This is a genomic window from Allorhizobium paknamense (assembly GCF_030815125.1).
In the GTDB taxonomy this organism is placed as follows: domain Bacteria; phylum Pseudomonadota; class Alphaproteobacteria; order Rhizobiales; family Rhizobiaceae; genus Allorhizobium; species Allorhizobium paknamense.
The window spans coordinates 202,583-225,211 of record NZ_JAUSWH010000003.1; the positions used below are offsets into that span (position 1 = coordinate 202,583).

A 22,629-nucleotide genomic window follows, 5' to 3' on the forward strand; every position below is an offset into this window, starting at 1 on the left:
AAAGAAGGATCGGGCTACTCTTGCCTCCAGCACCTGATTCGATGTGGGGAAAGCATTCGATGCAGCCTTTGAAAAACCCGGCTTCCAGTATCGCATTGCGCGTTGCCACCGCCATGCATCAAATGGGGATTGAAGGTCTCCCACGCAATTACGAACTGGTTTACGAGGCCTATTCGGGCAGCAATCCGGATCTGGTGCGCGAGTTCATCGCGCTTGGCAAGGTCAAGAGCCAGGAGGCGCTGGACGCGCTGGGCCGCAAATATCTGCCGCATCATCACGAAGAGGCCATCCTCGCCCGCCATAGCAACAGGGTGCGCGCCGAGATGAGCAGCTTCATCAGCCTGCTCAACCAGGAAAAATCCTCGCTGTCGGATTATGGCCGCCTGATCGGCGATGCCAGCCGGGTGATCGGCGCGGAAGCCGATCTTGGCAATCCCGAACTCAGCCGCCAGATCCAGGCGCTGAAGGCCGCCACGGATCAGCGTGTGGCGGAAAACAGCAATGTCGTGAAGACGGTGGTGGAAAAGACCGAGCAACTGGCCGATGTGCAGCGCGAGGCCGAGCAGGTGGAGCAGGCGAAATTCGTCGATCCGTTGACCGGCATGGGCAGCCGCCGCGCCTTCAACAAGGCGCTTGCCAAGATCTACACCAATCCCTCCATGCCTATGCTCTGTGGGCTGGCCGTCGGCGAGATCGACGAATTTTCGAAGCTCGCCGATCATCTGGGGCCGACGGTGACGGAACGCTTCATCAAGCAGATCGCCAAGGTGGTGAAGGCCGTGGCCGGCACTGACGACCTCGTCTGCCGTTTCGATGGCAGCCGGTTCGGCATCCTCTTCTACACCTCCGACCAGGACGAGATCAGCCGTATCGTCAATGCAGTGCGCGCCAAGCTCAAGGCCACCGCCGTGGTCAATGCCGGATCGAACGGCTCGCTCGGCCCGCTCACCATGTCCTTCGGCCTCTGCCTTTCCGAACAGGCCCCCAACGCCTTCGACCTGATGACCTTCTCCGAGCGGGCGCTGGGCGCCTCCAAGGCGGCGGGCGGCGATACCGTGACCCTCTATGGCAGCGCCGACAACAATGCCTATGTGCCGAAGGACTGGCTGATCTACAAACCCTATGTTGTGTGACAGGTCGCCTCGGCGATCAGGCACGCAAAGATGAAGGGGCTGGCGACGGTCCCCCAGACTGATCGAGAAGGGGCCGGTAACGGCTCCCCCAGACTGATCAAAAAGGGGCCGGCGACGGCCCCGGTCTTTTTCCGGTTGCCTGCCGGGCGTGATAGCGCTAACTCCAAGCTTCTATGAAGAGGTTTGCCGTGCGGCTCCCAAGGCGCGGCGGCCATGACGGCGTGAGGAGAATGCCATGGACGACACACGGGCGGAAAAGATCAAGACAGTGTTCCGCGTGACCAGCGGCAATTTCCTCGAGATGTTCGACTTCTTTCTGTTCGGCATCTATGCAAGCCATATCGCCCACACCTTCTTTCCGAACGAGAATGAACTCGTCTCGTTGATGTCCACCTTCCTCAGCTTCGCGGCGGGCTTCGTGATGCGGCCCATCGGCGCGTTGACGCTCGGGCCGTATATCGACCGCATCGGGCGGCGCAAGGGGCTGATCGTCACGCTGGCGCTGATGGCCATGGGCACGGCGCTGATCGTCTTCGTACCTGGCTATGCCACCATCGGCATCGCCGCACCGCTGCTGGTGCTGGTGGGTCGCCTCTTGCAGGGCTTTTCGGCGGGTGTCGAACTGGGCGGTGTCTCCGTCTATCTGGCGGAGATGGCCACCCCTGGCCGCAAGGGCTTTTACGTCAGCTGGCAATCGGCCAGCCAGCAGGTGGCCATCATCGTCGCGGCGCTGATCGGCTTTACCCTCAACAAGCTCTTGATGCCGCAGCAGATTTCCGAGTGGGGCTGGCGCATTCCCTTCGCCATCGGCTGTCTGATCATTCCCTTCATCTTCGTTATCCGCCGGTCGCTGCAGGAAACGGCGGAATTTGCCGCCCGCGCCCACAAGGCGCCAACCACGGGCGAAGTGTTCCGCACGCTGGCCGCCAATTGGGCGGTGGTGCTGGGCGGCGTCGGCATGGTGATCATGACCACCGTATCCTTCTATCTCATCACGGTCTACACGCCCTCCTTCGGTAAAACCGTGCTGAAACTGCCGGAAGCGGATGCCCTGCTGGTGACGATTGCCGTCGGCCTTTCCAATTTCATCTGGCTGCCGGTTTCGGGCGCGGTGTCCGATCGCATTGGCCGCAAGCCCATTCTCATCGGCTTTTCGCTGCTCGCCGTCTTCACCGCCTATCCGGCCCTGGCCTGGCTGATCCGCGACATCACCTTCGGACGCATGCTGGCCGTGGAACTGTGGCTCTCCTTCATCTATGCCTGGTATAACGGCGCCATGGTGGTGGCGCTCACCGAGGTGGTGCCCGTCAACGTCCGCACGGCAGGCTTCTCGCTTGCCTACAGCCTTGCCACCACGCTGGGCGGCTCGTCGCTCGCCATCTCCACCTGGCTGATCGAAACGACGCAGGATAAGGCCGCCCCCGGCTACTGGATGGGTTTTGCCGGTCTCTGCGGCCTCGTCGCCTCGCTCTTCCTCTATCGCAAGGGTGGCAAGCGCGAGGTGATTGAAGCCAAAGCCGTTCCGGGGAAACTGTAGTGGCGGTTTGCCGTCCAGCGCCTTGTTGACAAGGTGTCTCTGTCGATGTCACCTCCTCTCCTGTCTCGGCAGGGGGGATCTATGGCTAGACTGAGAGTGTACGATATCAGCGACGGGTTTCTCGCCATTCAGCTCATGGATGTGCTGCGGCTTCTTGCACCTCGCTCCTTGCAGGCGACATGGGTAATTTCTTCGGTCAAGTCGTCCAAACCTGGGCTCGAATGGTTTGAGGCCACTGGTGAAGGCGGGGAACAGCTTGAGGCGCTGGCTGCGAACAATGCCTGCCTGTCTGGCTCCGACTTGGCATGTCTGGCGGAAAATACCCGACAGGTGATCTGGGGAGAGTTCACGGCTCGGAACTCGGAGCAGCCGGGCAACCCCTGGGTGATCATCAGGGCGGTCGACAGTACCTTCTACGAGATCGAGACCGACGACGAAACGGTCCTCACCACGATAACCTCGAGCTACAAGGATATCCGTATCGGCGAGCCACCGGTGATGTCATGGGTGTTTGACCGCGCCTTTGAATGATCCTGGCTCTTTCTACTGGTGTTCACGAACTTCCTGACAGACAACCGATTCCCACTTTGCGTGTAATTGCTCAGCGCCGCTGAAAGCGGGCGATAAGCCGGGCTAGTCTGCCGAAGGGCGGGGAAATCAGCCGCGCCGGGTTCAGCCCGCGCACGTCCGAAACGCCCTTGGCATGGGAAAACCGGCGAAATCCGTCCCGACCGTGATAGGCGCCGACGCCGCTTGGACCCACGCCGCCAAAGGGCAGGTCCGGCTGGGCAATGTGCAGCAGGGTTCCGTTGATCGTCACATTGCCGGAATGGGTCTCGGCCAGCACTTCCGCCTGCTCGGCCCGGTCGCCGGAGAAAAGGTAGAGCGCCAGTGGCCGCGGGCCGGAGCGGATGAAGCGGATCGCCTCCTCCAGCGTTTCGTAAGGCATGATCGGCAGGACGGGGCCGAAAATCTCCTCCTGCATGATCGGGCTTTCGGGGTTGGGGGCAAGAATGAGCGTCGGGGCAAGCCGTGCGCCCGGGCCTGGAAGGGCGCTGTCGCAGGTCAGCACATCTGCGCCGTCCGCGCTTGCCGCTGCAATCGCCGCTTCCAGCCGCGCCCGGCCAGTTCCCACGAGGCTGGAATAATCCGCCCCCTGCCGTGCTTGCGGATAAAAGCCCTTGATCTCTTTCAGGATTGCTTCTGCCAGCGGTTTGAGCAGAGGGCGCGGCGCCAGCACGTAATCGGGGGCAATACAGGTCTGGCCGGCATTGACCATCTTGCCGAAGGCGATGTCGCGAGCCGCTTTTTGCAGCGGCCAGCTTTCGGTGACGATGGCGGGCGATTTGCCGCCAAGTTCCAGCGTCAGCGGCGTCAGATGGGCCGCTGCCGCCGCCATGACTTTCCGGCCCACGGCGGTCGAGCCGGTAAAGAGCAGATGGTCGAAGGGAAGGCCCGCAAACGCCGCCGCCACGTCCGGCCCGCCCGTCACCACCGTCACCTCTTCGGGCAAGAAGAAGTCTGAAATGGCGGTTTGCAAGAGGTCGGCGGTTTCCGGCAGCAGTTCGGAGGGCTTGATCATCGCCCGGTTGCCCGCCGCCAGCGCCTCGATCAGCGGCTCCAGCGTCAGCATCAGCGGATAGTTCCACGGCGCCATGATGCCGACGACGCCGAGCGGCTGGTAGAAAACCCGGTTGCGGAACAGCAGGAAATCCAGGCTTGCCGCTCGCCGCTCGGGCCGCATCCAGCGCTTGAGATGGCGGCGCACATGCCGCTCCGCCGTCAGCACCGGCCCCAGTTCCAGAAGCTCGGTTTCGGCGTGAGGCCTGCGGCCGAAATCCCGGTCGATCGTTTCGCAAAGGCGCGCGCCATAGGCCTCGACCAGCCGCCGCACGCGGGCAATCTTCTCCAGCCGCTCCGCCACGGTGGGGAAGGGGGCTTCGTCAAAGGCGGCGCGCTGGGCTCTGAGCAGGCTGTGCATTTCCAAGGATGATTTCGACATGGTCAACCGGATCTGGAACAAGATGATCCATTGTTGATTGGAGAAGACAAAGAGGCAATGGTCATGTCATGCTTGCCTTCTTGGCCCCGCCCGTCATGATGTCGCAATCCATGGGGGCGATGTCGTAGGCCAGTAGTGTGCGGCAGGCGGGCTTATGGCTAAGTAGATGCATGCTGAAGGGCAGCGGCGATGCACCGGTCCCGAAGACAAGATGAAGGTTACGCCGGGCGGCCCGGAACGAGGCGGAAAGCCGCTTTCCTACGATCCCCGCGCTTTTTATGAAACGAGGATGTCATGGATTTCCAGAGTTCCGTCCTGCGCCAGCTGAAAAACCGCCGCGAAGGCTACAGCCTGGAACAGCCCTTTTATATCGATCAGGATTATTTCAAGCTCGATATGGAGATGATCTGGTATCGCGACTGGCTGTTCGTCGGCCATGATTGCGAAATTCCGAAGGCTGGAAACTATGTCACGGTGCAGATCGGCGATTATCCGGTGGTCATCGTGCGTGGGCGTGACGGCGTGATCCGCGCCTTCCACAATACCTGTCGCCACCGCGGCCACCGCGTGTGCACCCAGGAGCGCGGCGCCTCCGCCAAGCTCGTCTGTCCCTATCACCAGTGGACCTATGACCTCGACGGGTCGCTGGTCTTTGCCCGCCAGATGGGCGAGGATTTCGACAAGTCGCAATTTGGCATGAAGCCGGTGGCCTGCGAAAGCATGGCGGGCTACATCTTCATCTGCCTTACCGAAGAGCCGGCGGATTTCTCCACCTTCCGCGCCACGGCCGAGCCCTACATGCTGCCGCACCGCCTGCATGAGGCGAAGGTGGCGCACAAAAACACCATCATCGAAAAGGGCAACTGGAAGCTCGTCTGGGAAAACAACCGGGAATGCTACCATTGCGCCGGTAACCATCCGGAGCTTTGCCGCACCTATCCGGAAGCCCCGTCCGCCACGGGCGTGCAGGGCGCGGGCGAAGATCCCTTCATCACCGAACACTGGCAGCGCTGCGAGGGTGCCGGTCTTCCCAGCCAGTTCACCATGCACCAGAGCGGCCAGTTCCGCGTGGCGCGCATGCCCCTGATCGAGGACGCCGAAAGCTATACGATGGACGGCAAGCGCGCCGTCAAACGGCCGCTGTCGGACGATGTGAAGATCTCGCATATCGGCACCATGCTGCTCTTCCACTATCCGACCACCTGGAACCATCTGCTGGTCGATCACGCCATTTCCTTCCGCGTCCTGCCGATCAGCGCCGAGGAAACGGCGGTCACCACCACCTGGCTGGTGCACAAGGATGCCAAGGAGGGTGTCGATTACGATGTCGACCAGCTCACCCATGTCTGGAACATGACCAATGACCAGGACCGCGCCATCGTCGAGGAAAATGCCTTTGGCATCCGTTCGCCCGCCTATGAGCCCGGCCCCTATTCGCCCGATCACGAAGGGGGCGTCATGCAGTTCGTGGAATGGTATTCCAACTTCATGATCAACCGCCTGCAGGGCGACAAGCAGCGCCTTTCGGTGGTTGCCTGATCCTCGTAAGGCCGGCACCGTTTCCGGCCTTTTTCTTCTTAATGTTATGGAATGCGCGCGCCGCATTCCCCCGCATTCCGTAATGGTAGATCATGGCAAACCCTTCCTACAAGCATGTCGATGAGATGCGTCCCTGGTCCGACAAGGAGCATCTTCTGGAATGCGTGGCCTGGACGCCGGAAGCGCCGGGCGTGATGACCTTCACCTTCAAGCCCGACAGGCCGGAACACTGGTTCCGCTATCTGCCGGGCCAGTTCGTCACGCTGGAACTGCCGGTGGGGCCGGAGCCGGTGCTGCGCACCTATACGCTCTCGTCCAGCCCGTCCCGGCCCTATACGGTGGCGGTGACGGTGAAGGCGCAGGCCGATTCCATCGGCACCCGCTGGATGTTCGACCATCTGAAGCCGGGCATGAAGATCAAGGCCTTCGGCCCCCTCGGCGATTTTTCCTATGTGAAGCATCCGGGCGAAAAATATCTGTTCATTTCGGCAGGCTCCGGCATTACGCCGATGATGTCGATGACCCGCGACATGGCCGACCGCCAGCCGGACAGCGATATCGCCTTCATCCATTGCGCCCGCACGCCGGACGACATCATTTTCCGCTGGGAACTGGAATACAAGGCCCGCTACCTGCCGCATTTCCAGCTCGGCTTCATCGTTGAGGATCTGCAACGCTCGCAGCTCTGGACCGGGCTGAAGGGTCGGATCGACAAGGCGAAGATCGCGCTGCTCGCCCCGGATTTCCTGGACCGCACAGTGTTTTGCTGCGGGCCGGAACCCTTCATGGCCACCGTGCGCGAAAGTCTGGCCGGTGCCGGTTTCGACATGAGCCGCTACAATGAGGAGAGCTTCAAGCCCGCCGCGCCGGAAGCGCCGGTCTTCATCAACGAGGAGGGGGTGGAGGCCAAGCCGCTCAAGGTCTCCTTCACCATGGCCGGCAAGACGGCCACCTGCGAGCCCGGCTTTACCGTGTTGCAGGCGGCGCGCTCCGTTGGCGTGCGTATTGGGGCGGCTTGCGAATCCGGCCTGTGCGGCACCTGCAAGGTGATGAAGATTTCCGGCGAGGTCGAGATGAACCACAATGGCGGCATTCTCGATGACGAGATCGAGGAAGGCTATATCCTCGCCTGCTGCTCCCGCCCGAAGGGAGATGTGGAAGTCGAAGTCTAAAGCATTTTCAGGAAAAGTGCGTAGCGGTTTTCCGTCCGGAAATGTGTAAACACAAAGAGTTAGAGCATTGCCCTGAGAAAAGTGCACAGTACACGACGCTAGGGTTTTGCGTGTGGTTTACCCCCCTCTGTCCTGCCGGACATCTCCCCCTCAAGGGGGGAGATCGGCAAGATGAAGACCCTTTCTAAATCCCTGAAAAATGCTGCAATCACAAATATTTATCGAGGGATGACGCCTTGTCCGTATTGCAATCTCCCCCCTTGAGGGGGAGATGCCTGGCAAGGCAGAGGGGGGTAGGCTGCACGACATACCGTGATGTCGTGTACTGTGAGAAAAGTGGAAACCGGTTTCGCTCCGGAAATGCATAGAAACAAGAGTTACATACTAGCGATGATCTTGCGCAGCGCCGAGGTGCGCGCGCCCAGCAGCAGCACGTTTTTCAGGGCCTGCATCGGATCGCTGGTGCGAAACAGCAGGCCACCATCGCGGATGGAGCGGTCGATGACCATCTGCCGCAGCTTGGGATCGGGCTTCAGCGCCACGGCGAAATACATCCGGCCATATTGCGGGGTGATGCGCTTGAAGAAGGCTTCCTCACCGCCCAGTTCCGCGTTGAAATTGGCGATGTAGAAGGCCCAGGGCACATCGGCATAATCGGCAAAGCTGCTGCGCGCCGCCGTGACATGGCAGTAGCCCAGATGCGGAATATCCTGAAGCGTGCGGTGAAACACCACTTTCGGAAAGCGGATGGCCTTGTGGAAGCTGTTGATGCGCTGATGGGTGGTTTCGCCCGCCGCCTCCAGACGCTGCCCGGTGCGGGCCGCCACCTCCTCATAGGTCAGGTAGCGCTTTTCATCCGCCAGCCAGTCTTCCTGGTCGCGGATGATCTTTCCGGTGCGCAGAAACTCGGTGTGAATGCCCTTGGGCAGGCGCTTGGCCGGTTCCTCGGTCTTCGCAACCGCATAATATCGCAGCTTGGACATCGTCGGCTTCCCGGTTTTACTGCATGATTCCTTAAATCCTAATGGATTTAAGGATAAAATTATGCAGCAGATTTAAAGTGTTACAGCGTCCTTTGTGCGTTTGATAAAACGCACGGCGCTGTAAACGAGCAGAAACAAGCGTTTTTTGATCGCCGTCCATCATCCCGGAAACAGACCGGGCCTGGAGGCCTCCTGCCGTTCTAGAGCTATTGGATTTCCTGAAGCTTGCGATTTCGTTAATACAGGGTTCAGTTGAGATGAATTAAACCTTTCCTATATCAAAGTGGTGTGCCGTGTTCTGCACGAACATGGTCTTTGTTGGAGACGATGATGAAGACGATCAAAGCGTTTGCAATCGCTGCCACGGGTCTGGCCGTGCTGTCCGCCAGCCTGACCTCTGCGGAAGCCATGCCTTTCGCCTCAGCTTCGCCCGCGGCCGATCGCGTGCCTATGGTGGAGCAGGTGCAGTGGCGCGGCGACTACGGTCCCGGCCCAGGCCCAGGCTATTATCGTGGCTATCGCGGCTACCGTGATTATCATCCCGGCTATCGCCGCCATCACGATGGCTACTGGTATCCGCTCGCGGCCTTTGCCGCCGGTGCGATCATCGGTGGAGCCATTGCCTCTGAGCCGCGCCCGGCAGCCCCGCCGCCGGTCTATTCCAATGGCGTCAATCCGCGCCATTACGAGTGGTGCTCGGCCCGCTATCGCAGCTATGACAGCTACAGCAACACCTTCGTGACCTATAATGGCACGCGCCAGCAGTGCTATTCGCCTTATTACTGACGACAGAGAAATAAAACAGAAAAGCCCGGTTTTCCGGGCTTTTTTATAGGATATTGGCCCGCCGCAGCACCAGCCAGGCCAGCAGGATCGATCCCAGCATCAGCCCCGTCGCATAGATCCAGCCTTCCGGCCCGGTGGTAAAGGGCAGGTGCGAGGTGTTCATGCCGAAAAAGCCGGTGACCAGCGATGGCGGCAGCAGGAAGGCGGTCATCAGCGACAGCACGTAGAGATGCCGGTTGGTTTCCGAGGTCTGCTTGGAATCGATCTCTTCATGCAGCAGCCGGGCGCGCTCATGCAGGGCATAGACGTCATGATCGGCGGATTCCAGCCGGTTGATCAACCGGAAGGCGACATCCTCGAAGCCCGAGGGCATTTCATCGTCATCCACGGCAGCGGCGCGGCGCATCAGGCTCAGCATGCCGCGCAGGTGCCGGTGGAGCCGCACGATCACCCGCCGCACGGGTGCCAGCCGGGTGCGCTCATCACGCATATCCTCCCCATAGACCACATCTTCGATGCGGTTGATCTCATCGGTCAGCTCCAGCACAAGCTGGATGATGCCGCGCTGGAATTCCGCCACCAGCACCTCATAGACCTGCATGGGAGAGGCGAATTTCGCCGGGTTCTTTTCGATGGCGCCGCGCAGCAGGTCCACGGAGCGGATCGGCTGTACGCGGGTGGTGATAATGAAGCGATCCGAAAGCGCAAAATGCAGCCAGCCGAAATCCCGCGTCGTGCTGTCGAATTCGCGCTGGAAATCCACCAGCGTGCCGAAGATCAGCTGCTCATCCACAGAGAGAGCGGCGTGATGCTCATGATTGAGCAGTGCTGCGCGGGCGGCCTCCGTCAGTCCCGGAAACTGTTCCACGAAACCCGGCACCCGAATATCCGCCAGATTGAGATGCAGCCACAGAAATCCCTCCTGCGGCAAAAGCGTGTCCGCCGGCTGGCTGGTGGGCAGCCGGGTGGCCACGCCTTTTGCCGCGTCGATATGATAGGCCCAGACGAGACCGGGAATGGCAGGGGCTTCCGTCAGCATGGTTCACCAGCTTGAAAATCCAGAGCGTTTCAGTGTTTCACGGAAACATTGAAACGCTCTAACTCTTTGTTCTTACGCATTCCCGGACGGAAAACCGCTACGCACTTTTCCTGGAAATGCTTTATAGGCAACTGATCCCGCTTTGCCCTGAGGGCCACTCGTTGCGAGCCTGTCCAAAACCAACAGAAGCGGGATAGCCTAAGCCACCCCGCTTCTGGTTGTGACCGGCGGGGACGCGCCGGACGACCTTGCTGTAAGCAATGAATGTGACACTATTATCTCTTTGTCCAGCTTGCCCGAGGCGCAATCCCCAAAAGCTCTCGTCTGTCCAAGGGTTTGGCGGGAAAGGCCTGCGGATTTCAACCGGCAGGCGGACGGATTTATTGACGCTTACGTAAAAATCAATTAGCCATGAGAACGAAGAGTGAGGCGGCGCAGAACGGATTTGCCTGAAGGCTCCTATGCGCCGTTCTGACGAAGACATGCGGAGGAGGACTGCCATGTACAAGGCCCCGGTCGAGGAGATCGCCTTTACCCTGAAACACGTCGCCGGGCTCGGTCCGGCCCTTTCGGAAGGACGTTTCGGCGATCTTTCGGAGGATCTGGTGGATGCCATTCTGGAAGAGGCAGGGCGTTTCGCGGCTGAGGAAATGGTGCCGCTGGGCGAGGCGGGGGACCGGCAGGGCGCAAAGCTTGGCGAAGGCGGCGTGGTGCTGCCCACGGGCTGGGCCGATCTCTACCGCCGCTGGGCCGAAGGCGGCTGGAACGGTCTGGCGCTCGATGCCGAATATGGCGGCCAGGGCCTGCCGCAGATGCTGAATGTTGCGGCGCTGGAAATGTGGAATGGCGGCTCCATGAGCTTCACCCTCGGCCCGGTGCTGACCATGGGCGCGGCGGAAGCGTTGCATGCCCACGGGGCGGCGGCGCTGAAGGAGCGTTTCCTGCCGAAAATGGTCTCCGGTGAGTGGATGGCCACGATGAACCTCACCGAGCCTGCGGCGGGCTCCGATCTCGGCGGTCTGCGCACCCGCGCCGATCGGCGCGATGACGGCAGCTACCGGATTTTCGGCCAGAAGATCTACATCACCTGGGGCGATCATGACGCCACCGACAACATCGTCCATCTGGTTCTGGCGCGCCTGCCGGATGCACCGGCAGGTTCGCGCGGCATCTCGCTGTTCCTGGTGCCGAAATTCCTGGTGAAGGAAGACGGTTCGCTGGGTGCGCGCAACGATCTGCACTGCCATTCGCTGGAGCACAAGCTTGGCATTCACGGGTCGCCCACCTGCACGATGATCTATGGCGACGGCAAGTTCGGCGATGAACCGGGGGCCATCGGCTACCTGATCGGCGAGGAAAACAAGGGCCTCGCCTGCATGTTCACCATGATGAACAATGCGCGTCTGGCGGTCGGCATGCAGGGTGTGGCCATTGCCGAAGCCGCGACCCAGAAGGCCCTGGCCTATGCCAGGGAGCGCCGCCAGGGCAAGGCCCCCGGCTGGACGGAGGCGGGCATGAGCCCGATCATCGAGCATCCCGATGTCGCCCGCATGCTGGTGACGATGAAGGCGCTGACGCAAGGGTCGCGCGCCATCTGCTATGCCTGCGCTCATGCCATCGATATGAGCCACCATCTCGAAGGCGCCGAGGCCCGGCATTTTGCCGAGCGCGCAGCACTCCTCACCCCCATCGCCAAGAGCTTCTCCACCGATATCGGTGTCGAGGTTGCCTCGCTCGGCATTCAGGTGCATGGCGGCATGGGCTTTATCGAGGAGACGGGGGCCGCCCGCCTGCTGCGGGATATTCGCATCGCGCCGATCTATGAAGGCACCAACGGTATTCAGGCCATCGACCTCGTCACCCGCAAGCTGCCGCAATCGGGCGGCGATCATGTGCGCGGCTTTATCGAGGAGTTGAAGGCGGTGGCCGTGGCGGTGGATGCCTCCAACCGCCCCGGTTTCGGGGAAACCGCCACCCGCCTGCTCGGCGCCATCAAGGATCTGCAGGAGGCCACGGAATGGCTGCTGTCGAAGCTCGGCGAAGGCGCGCTGGCCGAGGCGCTGTCTGGTGCCACACCCTATCAGCGGCTGTTTGGCCTGACGCTCACCGGCGCTTATCTCGCTAAGGGCGCGCTCGCCGATGGCGATGACCGGCGCGAGGCCCTGACCCGCTTTGCTGCCGAAAACCTGCTGGCGGAAACGGCAGCTCTTAAATCCACGGTCACCGGCGGTGCGGCAAGCCTTGCCGCCGCCCGCGCCGTGCTGGCGTGAGGTGGCCGGCATGAGCGACACCATCCTGATCGAGCGCCCGGACAACCACCCGGGCGTGCTTGTCATTCGCTTCAACCGGCCGGACAAGAAAAACGCCATTACGGCTGCCATGTATTACCGTATGACGGCGGCGCTGAACGAGGCCAATGACGATGACAGCCTCCGCGCCGTGGCTTTTCTCGGCACGGAAGGCTGTTTTTCCGCTGGTAACGACATGGCGGATTTCATCGCCTACGCCACCTCCGGCAGCCGCGAGGAGCCTGCGGCCTTTGCCTTTCTCAAGGCGCTGGCGGGGTCAAGCAAGCCCCTCGTGTCGGGGGTCGATGGTCTCGCCATCGGCATCGGCACGACGCTTCACATGCATTGCGATCTGACGGTCGCTTCCTCCCGCAGCCTGTTCAAGACGCCCTTTGTGGATCTGGCGCTGGTGCCGGAGGCAGGCTCCAGCCTGCTTGCCCCGAAGATCATGGGGCACCAGCGGGCCTTTGCCCTGCTGGCGCTCGGCGAAGGCTTTTCCGCCGAAGAAGCCCATGCCGCCGGGCTGATCTGGAAGGTGGTTGAGCCTGATGCGGTGGAGGCCGAAACGCTGACGCTTGCCTCCCGCCTTGCGCAGAAGCCGCCGCAGGCGCTTGCCATTTCCCGCAGCCTGATCGGTGGTGATCGGGCGGAATTGATGGCCAGAATGGAAGAAGAAGTTCGCCATTTCGCCGATCGGCTGAAAAGCGCCGAGGCGCTTGCGGCCTTTCAGGCCTTTATGGCGAGGCGTTAGAGCGCTTTTCGATCTGATTGAATCAGATCGGCGCTCTAACTTTTTATTTTTGGAGCATAATTTTATCGATCCTCGTTTCACTCCGGTCGAATTATGCAGCAGATATAAAGCGCTACAGCGAACCTTTGTGCGCCATATATGGCGCACGGCGCTGTAGAGGGCATGGCCTGACGGCTCTTTTAACGGAGAAACGCAAAATGCCTTTCCAAGCCACTGCCCGGTGGGTTACACGTTGAAAATGCTGAATATAAAGCGACATTGCCAGGAAAAGCGTCGTGACGATTTTCCGCCTGGAAATGCTCTCAATCTGCCGGAGGCCTGATGCGCCAGATCGCTGCTCTTCTATTCACTCTCGCCTCGCTTGCCGCCGCTCTTCCAGCCGCTGCTGCGCAGCCTGCTGCGGACGGCCTGCTGCAACTGGCCCAGGCCGAGCCCAACACCACCAATCGCAATATTCCCGCGCAGGGGCAGGGTGTACGCCCGGCCCGCTATGTGTGCGTCATCAAGCCCCCGGCCAGCGACAAGCAAGCCGGGCGCTATAGCTGCCCGGCCCGGGCTGGCCGTGTCGGCGAAAGCTGCCGCTGCCAGAATGCTGTCGGTAGCGGGCGATTGGTGCAGTATTAGAGCATTGTCCCGAGAAAAGTGGGAACCGGTTTTCCGTCCGGAAATGCGTAAAAACAAAGAGTTAGAGCGTTTCAATGTTTCCGTGAAAGAATGAAACGCTCCAGAGCGCTCCGATCTCACCCCTTGCTCAGCGTCGCAACGATCTCCACATGCGGTGACCAGAGAAACTGGTCGATCGGCGTGATGGAGGTGATGCGGTAGCCACCGGCGGTGAGGATGGTGAGGTCCCGGGCCAGCGTCAGGGCATTGCAACTCACCGCGATGATGGTCTTCACATCGGATTTTGCCAGTTCATGGCATTGCGCTTCAGCGCCTGCACGAGGCGGATCGAAGACCACGGCATCCAGCCCCTTCAGTTCGAAGGCCATCAGCGGACGGCGGAAGAGGTCGCGCCGTTCGGCCTTGACCGGCTTCAGCCCCTGCGTGGCCCGGGCGGCGGCATCCAGCGCCTTGATGGCCTTTTCATCGGACTCGACCGCCAGAACCTGCGCCTTGCGGGCAATTCTGAGCGCGAAGGTGCCGATCCCGGCAAACAGGTCAGCCACTTTCTTCGCCTTGCCGAGATGCGCAATAACCAGATCGGCCATGGCCTCTTCCGCTTCGCGGGTGGCCTGGGTGAAGGCGCCCGGCGGCGGCGAGACCATGGCGCCTGCAAAGTCCAGCAGCGGCTTCTGCGGCTCGATGACGATTTCACCATTGACGGAGACGCGGGCAATGCCCCTGAGCTTCAGCGTGGTTTCCGACAGCACCCGCCGCTCGCGCTCCTTCAGGCCGCCGCGCACGCCGTCGAAGGAGACATCCAGCCCGGTGACGGTTTCAATCACCGTCATGCGAAAAGCATCCGAACCGCCCGCCAAGGCCGAACACAGCGCTTTCAGCGCGGGAAACCGCGCCAGAATGCTTGCCGTGGTGATGGGACAGTCTTCGATGGGCACCACCTGATGCGTGCCCGGCTGATTGAAGCCGAACACCAGCCCTTTTTCGCGGTTGCGCACGGTATAGACCAGCCGCCGCCGCTGCCCGGGCTCTGCTTCCACAAGCGCCCCCACCGGAACATCGAGCCCGCGCGCTTTCAGCGCAGCAATCACAAGCCCGCGCTTATAGGCATTATAGGCCGTCTTTTCCATGTGTTGCAGCGCGCAGCCGCCACAGGTGCCGCCGACGCCATCCGGCCCGAAATGGCGGCAGGGCGGCTCCACCCGCTCGGGCGCCGCCGCGGCGATGGACATGATCGTGCCCTGATTGCCGACTTTCGCGATGGCAAGCGTCTCGCCGGGCAGCGAGAAAGGCACATAGATCGGTCCGTCAGGCCCGTTGGCGATGCCATCGCCTTCGGCGCCGAGACTGTGAATGGTAACGGTTTGCGTGCTCATTTTTGTTCTCCGGGCTTCACGCCCGCCAGCAGGAATTCGTGATTGCCATCGCCACCGGCAATGGGTGAGGGGGTGAGGCCAAGGCTTTGCCAGCCCATCTCCGCCACCAGCCATCTCTCCAGATCGGCGGCAATAGCGGGCGCGGTCTCCGGTTCCTTCAAGAGGCCCGCCTTGCTGATGGCGTCGCGCCCGGCCTCGAATTGTGGCTTCACCAGCAGAAGACAGTGGGTTCCGGGCTCAGCCAGGGTCAGGGCGGGCGCCAGCGCCAGCTTCAGCGAAATGAAGGAGACATCCGACACCAGAAACCGGAAGGGTCGATTGCCGATATCCTCCATGGTCAGAAAGCGGGCGTTCAATCCCTCGATATTGGTGACGCGCGGATCGGCGGCAATCGCTTCGTGCATCTGTCCATGGCCGACATCCACGGCCATGACATGCGCGGCCCCGCGCTCCAGCAGCACCTGGGTAAAGCCGCCGGTGGAGGCGCCGACATCCAGACAGGTGAGGCCTTTCGGGTCGAGCTTGAAGTGCTCCAGCCCCGCCTTGAGCTTCAGGGCTGCGCGCGACACGTAATCACGGGCAGGGTCGTCGATCTCGATCCGCGCCGTGGAACTGACGATCTGTCCGGGCTTGGTCACCACCTTGCCATCCACGCAAATGGCGCCGCGCTCCACGGCGTCGCGGGCCCGCGAGCGGCTGGAAAACAGGTTCAATGTGACCAGCAACTGGTCAAGACGTTGGGAAGGCGCGTTCATGCCCCGTCAATGGCCGGTTCGGCGCGCGCATGCAAGCCCATCCTTTTCCCGGATTGGACCGAATGCAATCTTTTGTTGAGTTTAATAATATGAATTTAACCAGGGATAAAGGCTGTCGCGACAAAGATCTGTTGAGAGGAGCCCCACAAAAAGCCCGGATTTTCAGTGGGCGGCTTCGTGTCTATATGCATGCTTCAATATAAGCAATTGATCAAAAGTAATGGTGGTTTCATTTGGTGCAAGTGAGCGTAACGCCTTCGCTTATCCGTCGATGGCGCATTTTGGGCGGCAAAAATTGCCCCAAAAAAAGACGGGTTTATGCTATTTGACCGAAACCATTCATTAATGTCACATACTTTAGATTGTTCGAATAGGTATTTAACGAGGCAGTGAGCGCCCCTGCTGCCGTAAAGGAACTGTGATTATGAAACGACCGACGATCAAAGTAGCGCTCATTGCCTTGCTTGTTGTTCTGGGCACGGCTGTGGGTGGATTATCCTTCACCGCTCTGAGCAGTATTTCCAAGATCACGGGAAAAGCCAGCGAGGTCAGTGATTACTGGATCAAGCAATTGCTGATCGCCCGCGACATCAAGGGCAACTTCGCCGATTTGCGGCTGGTATATGCCCGTTATACCATGGCGATGACGCCGCAAGAGTTTGCCGATGAAGATGCTGCTATCGTCAAAGTCAATGCCGCCCTGGACAAGTCGGTGGCCGATTATGAAAGCGGGATCCGCACGGCGCTCGGCAGGCAGTTGATGGACAAGATCAAGCCGTTGCTGGCCGACTACCGCGCCGCGACGCCGCCTTATGTGCAATTGCAGCGCGACAGCAAGGACGCTGAAGGTGCGGCCTATTTCAAAGGCGTGCTGAAGCCCAAGGCCGATGCCGTGAATGCGGCCATCGCCGAGCTTGTGCAAGCCGTCGTCACCCGGACCGAAGAAGCCGCCGATGATGCCGAAGCCACGGCGGGCAGTGCCATGGTCATCACCTCCATTCTGTCCACCGTTGCAATGGCCATTGTTCTCTTCGGCATCGCTTTTGCTATCCGCGGCATTGCGACCCCGATCCGCCGGATTGCGTCCGCCATGAACGTGCTGGCGAAGGGCGATCTGGAATCGGCCATTCCCTACAGCCAGCGCGCCGATGAAATCGGCGAAATGGCGGTGGCCGTGGAAGTCTTCCGCAAGGCCGGGCTGGAGAACCGCCGCCTGACCGCCGAAACCGAGGGGGCGCGCATCGAGCGCGAGAAAATGGAAGAAGCTGCCCGCCAGCGCGCGGTCGAAGATGCCGAAAAGCTGCGTTTCGCCACCGATACCCTCGGCGATGGGTTGAAGCGTCTGGCCGCAGGTGATCTGTCTTTCCAGATCAGCCATCCTTTCGCCCAGGAATATGACAGCCTGCGCATCGACTTCAATGCCTCGGTCCAACAGCTTGGTTCGGTCATCAGCTCGGTCCTGCATGCGGTGGACAGCATGGAAAGCGGCACGCGGGAAATTTCCAGTGGCGCCAACGATCTCTCCCGCCGCACCGAACAGCAGGCCGCCTCGCTGGAGGAAACCGCAGCCGCCCTGGATGAAATCACCGTCAACGTTTCCAATGCCTCCAAGCGCACCGAAGAGGCCCGCAATGTGGCAAAACTGGCCAATCAGGAAGCCGTCAAATCCTCCGAGGTCGTCTCCCATGCCGAGGACGCGATGCGCCGGATCGAGGAAAGCTCGCAGCAGATTTCCAACATCATCGGTGTGATCGACGAGATTGCCTTCCAGACCAACCTTCTGGCGCTCAATGCCGGTGTTGAAGCGGCACGCGCCGGGGAAGCGGGCAAGGGCTTCGCGGTTGTTGCCCAGGAAGTGCGCGAGCTGGCGCAGCGTTCGGCGCAGGCCGCGCGTGAGATCAAGGGCCTCATCCAGAACTCGTCTTCGGAAGTGGATAGTGGCGTGCAGCTGGTGCGCGATACCGGGGTGGCGCTGAAGGCCATCGGTCAGCATGTCGTCCAGATCAACGCGCTGATGGATGCCATCGCCACCTCCGCCCGCGAACAGTCCGTCGGTCTCTCGGAGGTCAACACAGCCGTCAACCAGATGGACCAGACCACCCAGCAGAACGCCGCCATGGTCGAGCAATCCACCGCCGCCTCGGCATCGCTGGCCAGCGAGGCCAACAAGCTGAAGGAGTTGATCAGCCGCTTCCAGGTGCCTGCTGCCGGTCAGGCGGCAGGCGGATATCGCAAGGCGGCATGAGCCTGAAGGCTATCTATTTGACAAAAGACAATAAACCGGCCGGAAACGGCCGGTTTTTGCTGTCGATATACGCGGCAGGGCTGTATCCGTAACCCTTTATTAGAGCCCCGGCGCTAGGGTCGCCGCAAGGGTGACGGGATGGCCGTCCTGCTCGGCCCGTCTTACGCCGCAAGGCTGGGGCGGTTGCAGCAAGGGTCAGCCACCGGCTTTCGAGGGTGCGGGATTTTTTCTGATCGGCAGGATCGGTTTCCAGGCGTTTTTCAGGAAACAAAGGCTTGGATCATGATGCCGCATTTTCATGCCGACCTTCCGTCACGGCAGGATCAGGAGTGGAAAGTGCCGATGTCTTTTCAGAATTTATCGCTCAGCAAGAAGCTGTATCTGACCTTTTGCGCGATCATGGCAGGCTGCTTCCTCGCCTCGATGGTCGTGCTGATCCAGGGACGGCAGGCAAGCTCCGCTTCGCGTGAGCAATTGCGTGTTGAAACCATCCTGGAAGTGGTGGACCGCGCCCAGCAGGCCATGCTGGAAGAAGCCACAAATCAGCGCGGCTTCCTGCTGCTGAAATCCGACAGTACCTATCAGGGTGTTCTGAGTGCGCGGGATGCCGTGGTCAAGGCGCTGGACGATGTCAGCGCTAAACTGAAAGGCGATGCACGGCTCTCCTCGTTCGTGAACGACATGCGCGCCGCTGCGGATCGTTTCCATACCCAGCGCGCCATGCCGCAGATCCAGGCCGCAAAGGATGGCCAGCCGCTTGAGCAGGTGGTGCAGATCGGTGCGAGCGGCTCGACCGGCGATCTCGATCTTTTCCGTCAGGCGGCTTCCGCCATTCGCAGTGACCTGATCGGCCAGGTCAATCTCCAGCGCAGCACGCAGGAAAGCGCCCATGCCAATCTTGAATTCGCATTGATCGCAGGCTGCGTGGTGGCCGGCGGTGTCGCGGTGGCGCTGATCTGGCTGCTCGCCCGCTCCATCGTCGTGCCGATCACCGGCATGACCGCCGCCATGACCCGGCTGGCCGAAGGCGACCACGGCGTCGAGGTGCCTGCCGTCGAGCGTGAGGATGAAGTGGGCCGTATGGCCAAGGCGGTTCTGGTGTTCAAGCAGGCGGCGGTGGAAAAGCTGCGGCTGACCAGCGAAACCGAGGCCATGCGCCGCAAGTCGGAAGAGGAACATCGCGCCGCCGAAGCCGAAAAGCAGCGTGAGGCCGATGAAATTTCCTTCGCCGTTTCGCAACTGGCGCAAGGACTTCAGGAACTGGCCAATGGCAATGTCGCCTGCCAGCTGGACACGCCCTTTGCCGCCCGTCTGGACAGCCTGCGCGTCAATTTCAACGACAGCCTGCTGAAGTTGCAGGCGGCCCTGCGCACCGTGGGCGAAAATGCCCATGCCATCAATGCGGGCGCTGCCGAAATCCGCGCCTCTGCGGACGATCTCGCCCGCCGCACCGAGCAGCAGGCGGCCTCCGTTGAAGAAACCGCCGCCGCGCTGGAGCAGGTCACGCGGACGGTGCGCGATAGCGCCCGCCGCGCCGAGGATGTCGGGCAACTGGTGACGACCACCCGCACCGGTGCCGAACGCTCCGGCGATGTGGTGCGCAAGGCCGTGGCCGCCATGACGGAGATCGAAAAATCCTCCGGCGAGATCGGCAATATCATCGGCGTGATCGAGGACATTGCCTTCCAGACCAATCTTCTGGCGCTCAACGCTGGCGTCGAGGCGGCGCGAGCCGGCGATGCGGGCAAGGGCTTTGCCGTGGTGGCGCAGGAAGTGCGGGCGCTGGCCGAACGCTCCGCCAATGCGGCCAAGGAGATCAAGGGCCTGATCAGCACCTCTTCGGCCCATGTCGGCTCTGGCGTGGAACTGGTGGGCGAAACCGGCCGCGAACTGGAACAGATCGTCAAGGCGGTGCAGGAGATCAGCGAAAACGTCACCGCGATTGTCACGGCCAGCCGCGAACAGTCCACCGGCCTGTCGGAAATCAACACCGCCGTCACTGCCATGGACCAGGGCACCCAGCAAAATGCGGCCATGGTGGAACAGCAGACCGCCGCCAGCCATACGCTGGCGTCCGAGGCCGATGCCTTGATGCATCTTCTTCGCCAGTTCAAGCTGGGCAATGAGGGCGTGGCTCAGACAAAGGCGGGCACCGGCCATGCCGCCCCGGCGCGCGCAACGCCTGCACGGCCTGCCTCTTCTGTCCCGGCAGCGCGTCCCGCCCCGGCCAGCGGCCAGCAAAAGCCGGTGGCTTCCCCCGCCCGTGCCCTTGCCGCGCGCCTGGGCAGTGCCTTCGGGGGTGGTTCCTCCTCTGCCGCCGTCAAGCAGGAATGGTCGGAATTTTGACAGATGATAAAATCTGACCTGTGCACGGCAGAGGTCAAACAAAAAGGGCTGCATTTTGCGGCCCTTCTTTTGTTTTGCCGATTGTCTTTCGTCAATTCGCACCAATCAGCGATGTTTTAGAGCGCTTCAGTGTTTCACGGAAACACTGAAGCGCTCTAAATCCCTGGTTTACGCATTTCCGGACTGAAAACCGGTTTCCACTTTTTTCGGGACAATGCTCTAGCCGTTCGTGATTCGTTTTTGCGACCGAAAATTGCAGACTTTTCGCATGGTTGAAAAGATTCCAGCGCTGGGAACGCTTAATTATTTAGAATTCAGAATGATCTAAAACTATATTTAGGGTGTTTGGCTCTTTCAGCCACAATGGATCGGATGATACCGCAAACACGCAAGCCTCGCGCAAGCTTCAAAGGTTAACAGAGCCTTAACGAAGCGATGGAAAGGGGCTTGCGATGAGGATCGACAGCAGCCTTGGAAATTCACAGTATCAGAGTCGTTACGTCCATGGCGTAACCAATGCGGAAGATGCGGCTGCCGAAACGGCGGTGGTCTCACGCTCGCGCTCTGCCGGCGGCAATTCCACCAGCACCCTGCTTTCGGCCTCGCTTGCCAATGCGCTGTGGAGCCTGGACACCGGAAAGAGCAGCGCATCGTCTGCGGCGGTCAAGGACGCGTCGGAGGATGAAACCTCTTCCTCCCCGGTGCAGCAGGTCGAAGCACTCTACCTGGAGCATATGTATTCCAACGAGGAGTAGGCTGATCCCTCAGTCTACAGAAAAGGGGCATGTGGCGGCATGCCCCTTTTTCATGTCCGGGGCTTGTCACGTTGTACAGGGGGTCCGGAAAAAGGGGATCCGCCAAGCCAGCCATCGCGATAGACCACCCGTTCCACGCCGGTAAAGCGGGCAAGCCGCAGCAGTTCGGCATGCAGCCGTTCCAGCCGCCCGGTGGAGGGGCGCACACCCTTTTCCAGCCATAGCCGCTTCACATCGAGACTGCCGGTCTTGCGGTCGGCTTTCATGTCGATCCTTCCGATCAGCCGGTCCTTCTCCAGCAGCGGAAAGACATAATAGCCATATTCCCGCTTCGGCTCCGGCACGAAGACCTCGATGCGGTAGAAGAAGCCGAAGAGCCGTTCCGTGCGGTTGCGGTCACGGATCAGCGGATCGAAGGGGCTGAGCACCCGGATGCGGGAAGGCGGCTCTGCGGGGTTGAGCAGGCGGGGCAGGTCTTCTGCCAGCGCGAAAGCCCGGCGTGGCCGGTCCCCGGCGCATTCGATCTCCACCTCTTCCAGCGCCGCGCGCTGGTCTTCGATCCAGTTTTTTGCTTCCTGTGGGGTCACCAGCGCCCAGAAACTGGCGATTTCGCCGGAGGTGGCAGCGCCCAGCCGCGTCAGGGCTGACCGGCAGGCCCAATCGACAAAGGCATCGTGCTCAACGTCCTGATCGTAGTGCGGCTGCGGGATGACCCGCTCGGCCAGATCATAGATTTTTTGAAAATTCTCGCGGGCGGCAATGGCCAGCCTGCCGCTGCGCCAGAGATATTCCAGCGCCGTCTTGGAGGGGTGCCAGTTCCACCACCCGCCGGATTTATGCTCTTCTTCCTTCAGGTCCCGGGAAAGAACCCGGCCATTTTCAAGCACATGGCGGTAGGTGTCCTCATAGATGGTCTCGAAAGCCTCGCCCTGCCATTTGCGCCAGTTGTTTCGCACCCGCTCTTCTTCCCGGCGGAAGCGGTGCTTCCAATAGGGGTAAAAGGCGGCGGGAATGATCGAGGCATCATGCGTCCAGTGCTCGAAAAGCTGGCGGTCCTCTTCCAGAAGCGCCGTCAGATCCTGGCGGCGATAGGTCTGGTTGCGGGAAAACAGGATCTGGTGATGGGCTCTCTCCACGGTGGCGATGCTGTCCACCTGCACGAAGCCCAGTTCCTCGATCAGCGCCAGCAGCCCCGCCCGTGACAGCGCCTTTCCCGGCGGCCGGGAAAGCCCCTGCCGCTCCAGAAACATGCATCGCGCCACGTCATTGCCAATCACCTGGGTCATCGGCGCAGGATAGGG

The 22,629-nt window shown here is 61.0% G+C and carries 18 protein-coding genes; 12 read left to right on the plus strand and 6 right to left on the minus strand.

The window, feature by feature from the left end:
- The first annotated feature begins 59 nt into the window (after nucleotides 1–59).
- The 3 genes from QO005_RS06800 to QO005_RS06810 all read left to right on the plus strand — a co-directional run bounded on the left by QO005_RS06800 (nucleotide 60) and on the right by QO005_RS06810 (nucleotide 3,201).
- Nucleotides 60–1,133: a GGDEF domain-containing protein gene (locus QO005_RS06800; protein WP_307157240.1), complete on the plus strand. Its 1,074-nt coding sequence runs from the start codon at nucleotides 60–62 to the stop codon at nucleotides 1,131–1,133.
- Nucleotides 1,134–1,368: 235 nt separating this feature from the next.
- Nucleotides 1,369–2,670 (plus strand): MFS transporter, encoded by a 1,302-nt coding sequence (locus QO005_RS06805; RefSeq protein WP_307157241.1) that lies wholly within the window; start codon nucleotides 1,369–1,371, stop codon nucleotides 2,668–2,670.
- Nucleotides 2,671–2,751: 81 nt separating this feature from the next.
- Nucleotides 2,752–3,201 (plus strand): hypothetical protein, encoded by a 450-nt coding sequence (locus QO005_RS06810; RefSeq protein WP_307157242.1) that lies wholly within the window; start codon nucleotides 2,752–2,754, stop codon nucleotides 3,199–3,201.
- Between the two features lie 70 nt (nucleotides 3,202–3,271).
- Here the strand turns inward: QO005_RS06810 and QO005_RS06815 are convergent, their stop codons facing one another.
- Nucleotides 3,272–4,672, minus strand: coding sequence for a coniferyl aldehyde dehydrogenase (locus tag QO005_RS06815; protein ID WP_307157243.1), 1,401 nt, complete (start codon nucleotides 4,670–4,672; stop codon nucleotides 3,272–3,274).
- 294 nt (nucleotides 4,673–4,966) lie between these two features.
- Here QO005_RS06815 and QO005_RS06820 point away from each other — a divergent pair, with 294 nt between their 5' ends.
- On the plus strand, nucleotides 4,967–6,211 hold the full coding sequence (locus tag QO005_RS06820) for an aromatic ring-hydroxylating oxygenase subunit alpha (RefSeq protein ID WP_307157244.1): 1,245 nt from the start codon (nucleotides 4,967–4,969) through the stop codon (nucleotides 6,209–6,211).
- A 92-nt stretch (nucleotides 6,212–6,303) separates the two neighbouring features.
- Nucleotides 6,304–7,383: an FAD-binding oxidoreductase gene (locus QO005_RS06825; RefSeq protein WP_307157245.1), complete on the plus strand. Its 1,080-nt coding sequence runs from the start codon at nucleotides 6,304–6,306 to the stop codon at nucleotides 7,381–7,383.
- Between the two features lie 377 nt (nucleotides 7,384–7,760).
- On the opposite strand, the gene QO005_RS06830 is transcribed toward QO005_RS06825, so the two are convergent.
- Complete coding sequence (locus tag QO005_RS06830) at nucleotides 7,761–8,366, minus strand: DUF6656 family protein (RefSeq protein ID WP_307157246.1); 606 nt, start codon at nucleotides 8,364–8,366, stop codon at nucleotides 7,761–7,763.
- 327 nt (nucleotides 8,367–8,693) lie between these two features.
- Here QO005_RS06830 and QO005_RS06835 point away from each other — a divergent pair, with 327 nt between their 5' ends.
- On the plus strand, nucleotides 8,694–9,152 hold the full coding sequence (locus tag QO005_RS06835) for a BA14K family protein (protein WP_370878011.1): 459 nt from the start codon (nucleotides 8,694–8,696) through the stop codon (nucleotides 9,150–9,152).
- A gap of 43 nt (nucleotides 9,153–9,195) precedes the next feature.
- On the opposite strand, the gene QO005_RS06840 is transcribed toward QO005_RS06835, so the two are convergent.
- A complete protein-coding gene (locus tag QO005_RS06840) occupies nucleotides 9,196–10,191 on the minus strand; it encodes a transporter (protein ID WP_307157248.1) in 996 nt (331 codons plus the stop codon).
- Nucleotides 10,192–10,691: 500 nt separating this feature from the next.
- Here QO005_RS06840 and QO005_RS06845 point away from each other — a divergent pair, with 500 nt between their 5' ends.
- The 3 genes from QO005_RS06845 to QO005_RS06855 all read left to right on the plus strand — a co-directional run bounded on the left by QO005_RS06845 (nucleotide 10,692) and on the right by QO005_RS06855 (nucleotide 13,854).
- Complete coding sequence (locus QO005_RS06845) at nucleotides 10,692–12,461, plus strand: acyl-CoA dehydrogenase family protein (protein WP_307157249.1); 1,770 nt, start codon at nucleotides 10,692–10,694, stop codon at nucleotides 12,459–12,461.
- Between the two features lie 10 nt (nucleotides 12,462–12,471).
- Complete coding sequence (locus QO005_RS06850; protein WP_307157250.1) at nucleotides 12,472–13,230, plus strand: crotonase/enoyl-CoA hydratase family protein; 759 nt, start codon at nucleotides 12,472–12,474, stop codon at nucleotides 13,228–13,230.
- A 321-nt stretch (nucleotides 13,231–13,551) separates the two neighbouring features.
- Entirely contained in the window at nucleotides 13,552–13,854 is a 303-nt protein-coding gene (locus QO005_RS06855; protein WP_307157251.1) for a hypothetical protein, read from the plus strand.
- 116 nt (nucleotides 13,855–13,970) lie between these two features.
- On the opposite strand, the gene QO005_RS06860 is transcribed toward QO005_RS06855, so the two are convergent.
- Both QO005_RS06860 and QO005_RS06865 read right to left on the minus strand, forming a co-directional pair.
- Nucleotides 13,971–15,227 (minus strand): class I SAM-dependent RNA methyltransferase, encoded by a 1,257-nt coding sequence (locus QO005_RS06860; RefSeq protein ID WP_307157252.1) that lies wholly within the window; start codon nucleotides 15,225–15,227, stop codon nucleotides 13,971–13,973.
- Nucleotides 15,224–15,982, minus strand: coding sequence for a TlyA family RNA methyltransferase (locus tag QO005_RS06865; protein ID WP_307157253.1), 759 nt, complete (start codon nucleotides 15,980–15,982; stop codon nucleotides 15,224–15,226). The genes QO005_RS06860 and QO005_RS06865 overlap by 4 nt, the downstream gene beginning before the upstream one ends.
- Before the next feature lie 424 nt (nucleotides 15,983–16,406).
- Here QO005_RS06865 and QO005_RS06870 point away from each other — a divergent pair, with 424 nt between their 5' ends.
- The 3 genes from QO005_RS06870 to QO005_RS06880 all read left to right on the plus strand — a co-directional run bounded on the left by QO005_RS06870 (nucleotide 16,407) and on the right by QO005_RS06880 (nucleotide 21,328).
- Nucleotides 16,407–18,227, plus strand: a complete 1,821-nt coding sequence (locus QO005_RS06870) for a HAMP domain-containing methyl-accepting chemotaxis protein (RefSeq protein WP_307157254.1) — start codon at nucleotides 16,407–16,409, stop codon at nucleotides 18,225–18,227.
- 342 nt (nucleotides 18,228–18,569) lie between these two features.
- On the plus strand, nucleotides 18,570–20,573 hold the full coding sequence (locus tag QO005_RS06875) for a methyl-accepting chemotaxis protein (RefSeq protein WP_307157255.1): 2,004 nt from the start codon (nucleotides 18,570–18,572) through the stop codon (nucleotides 20,571–20,573).
- Between the two features lie 452 nt (nucleotides 20,574–21,025).
- The gene (locus tag QO005_RS06880; RefSeq protein ID WP_307157256.1) at nucleotides 21,026–21,328 is read left to right on the plus strand and encodes a hypothetical protein; all 303 of its coding nucleotides are present in this window, start codon (nucleotides 21,026–21,028) and stop codon (nucleotides 21,326–21,328) included.
- Nucleotides 21,329–21,378: 50 nt separating this feature from the next.
- Here QO005_RS06880 and QO005_RS06885 read toward each other — a convergent pair whose 3' ends face one another.
- Nucleotides 21,379–22,614 carry a winged helix-turn-helix domain-containing protein gene (locus tag QO005_RS06885; protein WP_307157257.1) on the minus strand — a complete coding sequence of 412 codons (1,236 nt, stop codon included), beginning with the start codon at nucleotides 22,612–22,614 and terminating at the stop codon, nucleotides 21,379–21,381.
- Nucleotides 22,615–22,629: the final 15 nt, after the last annotated feature.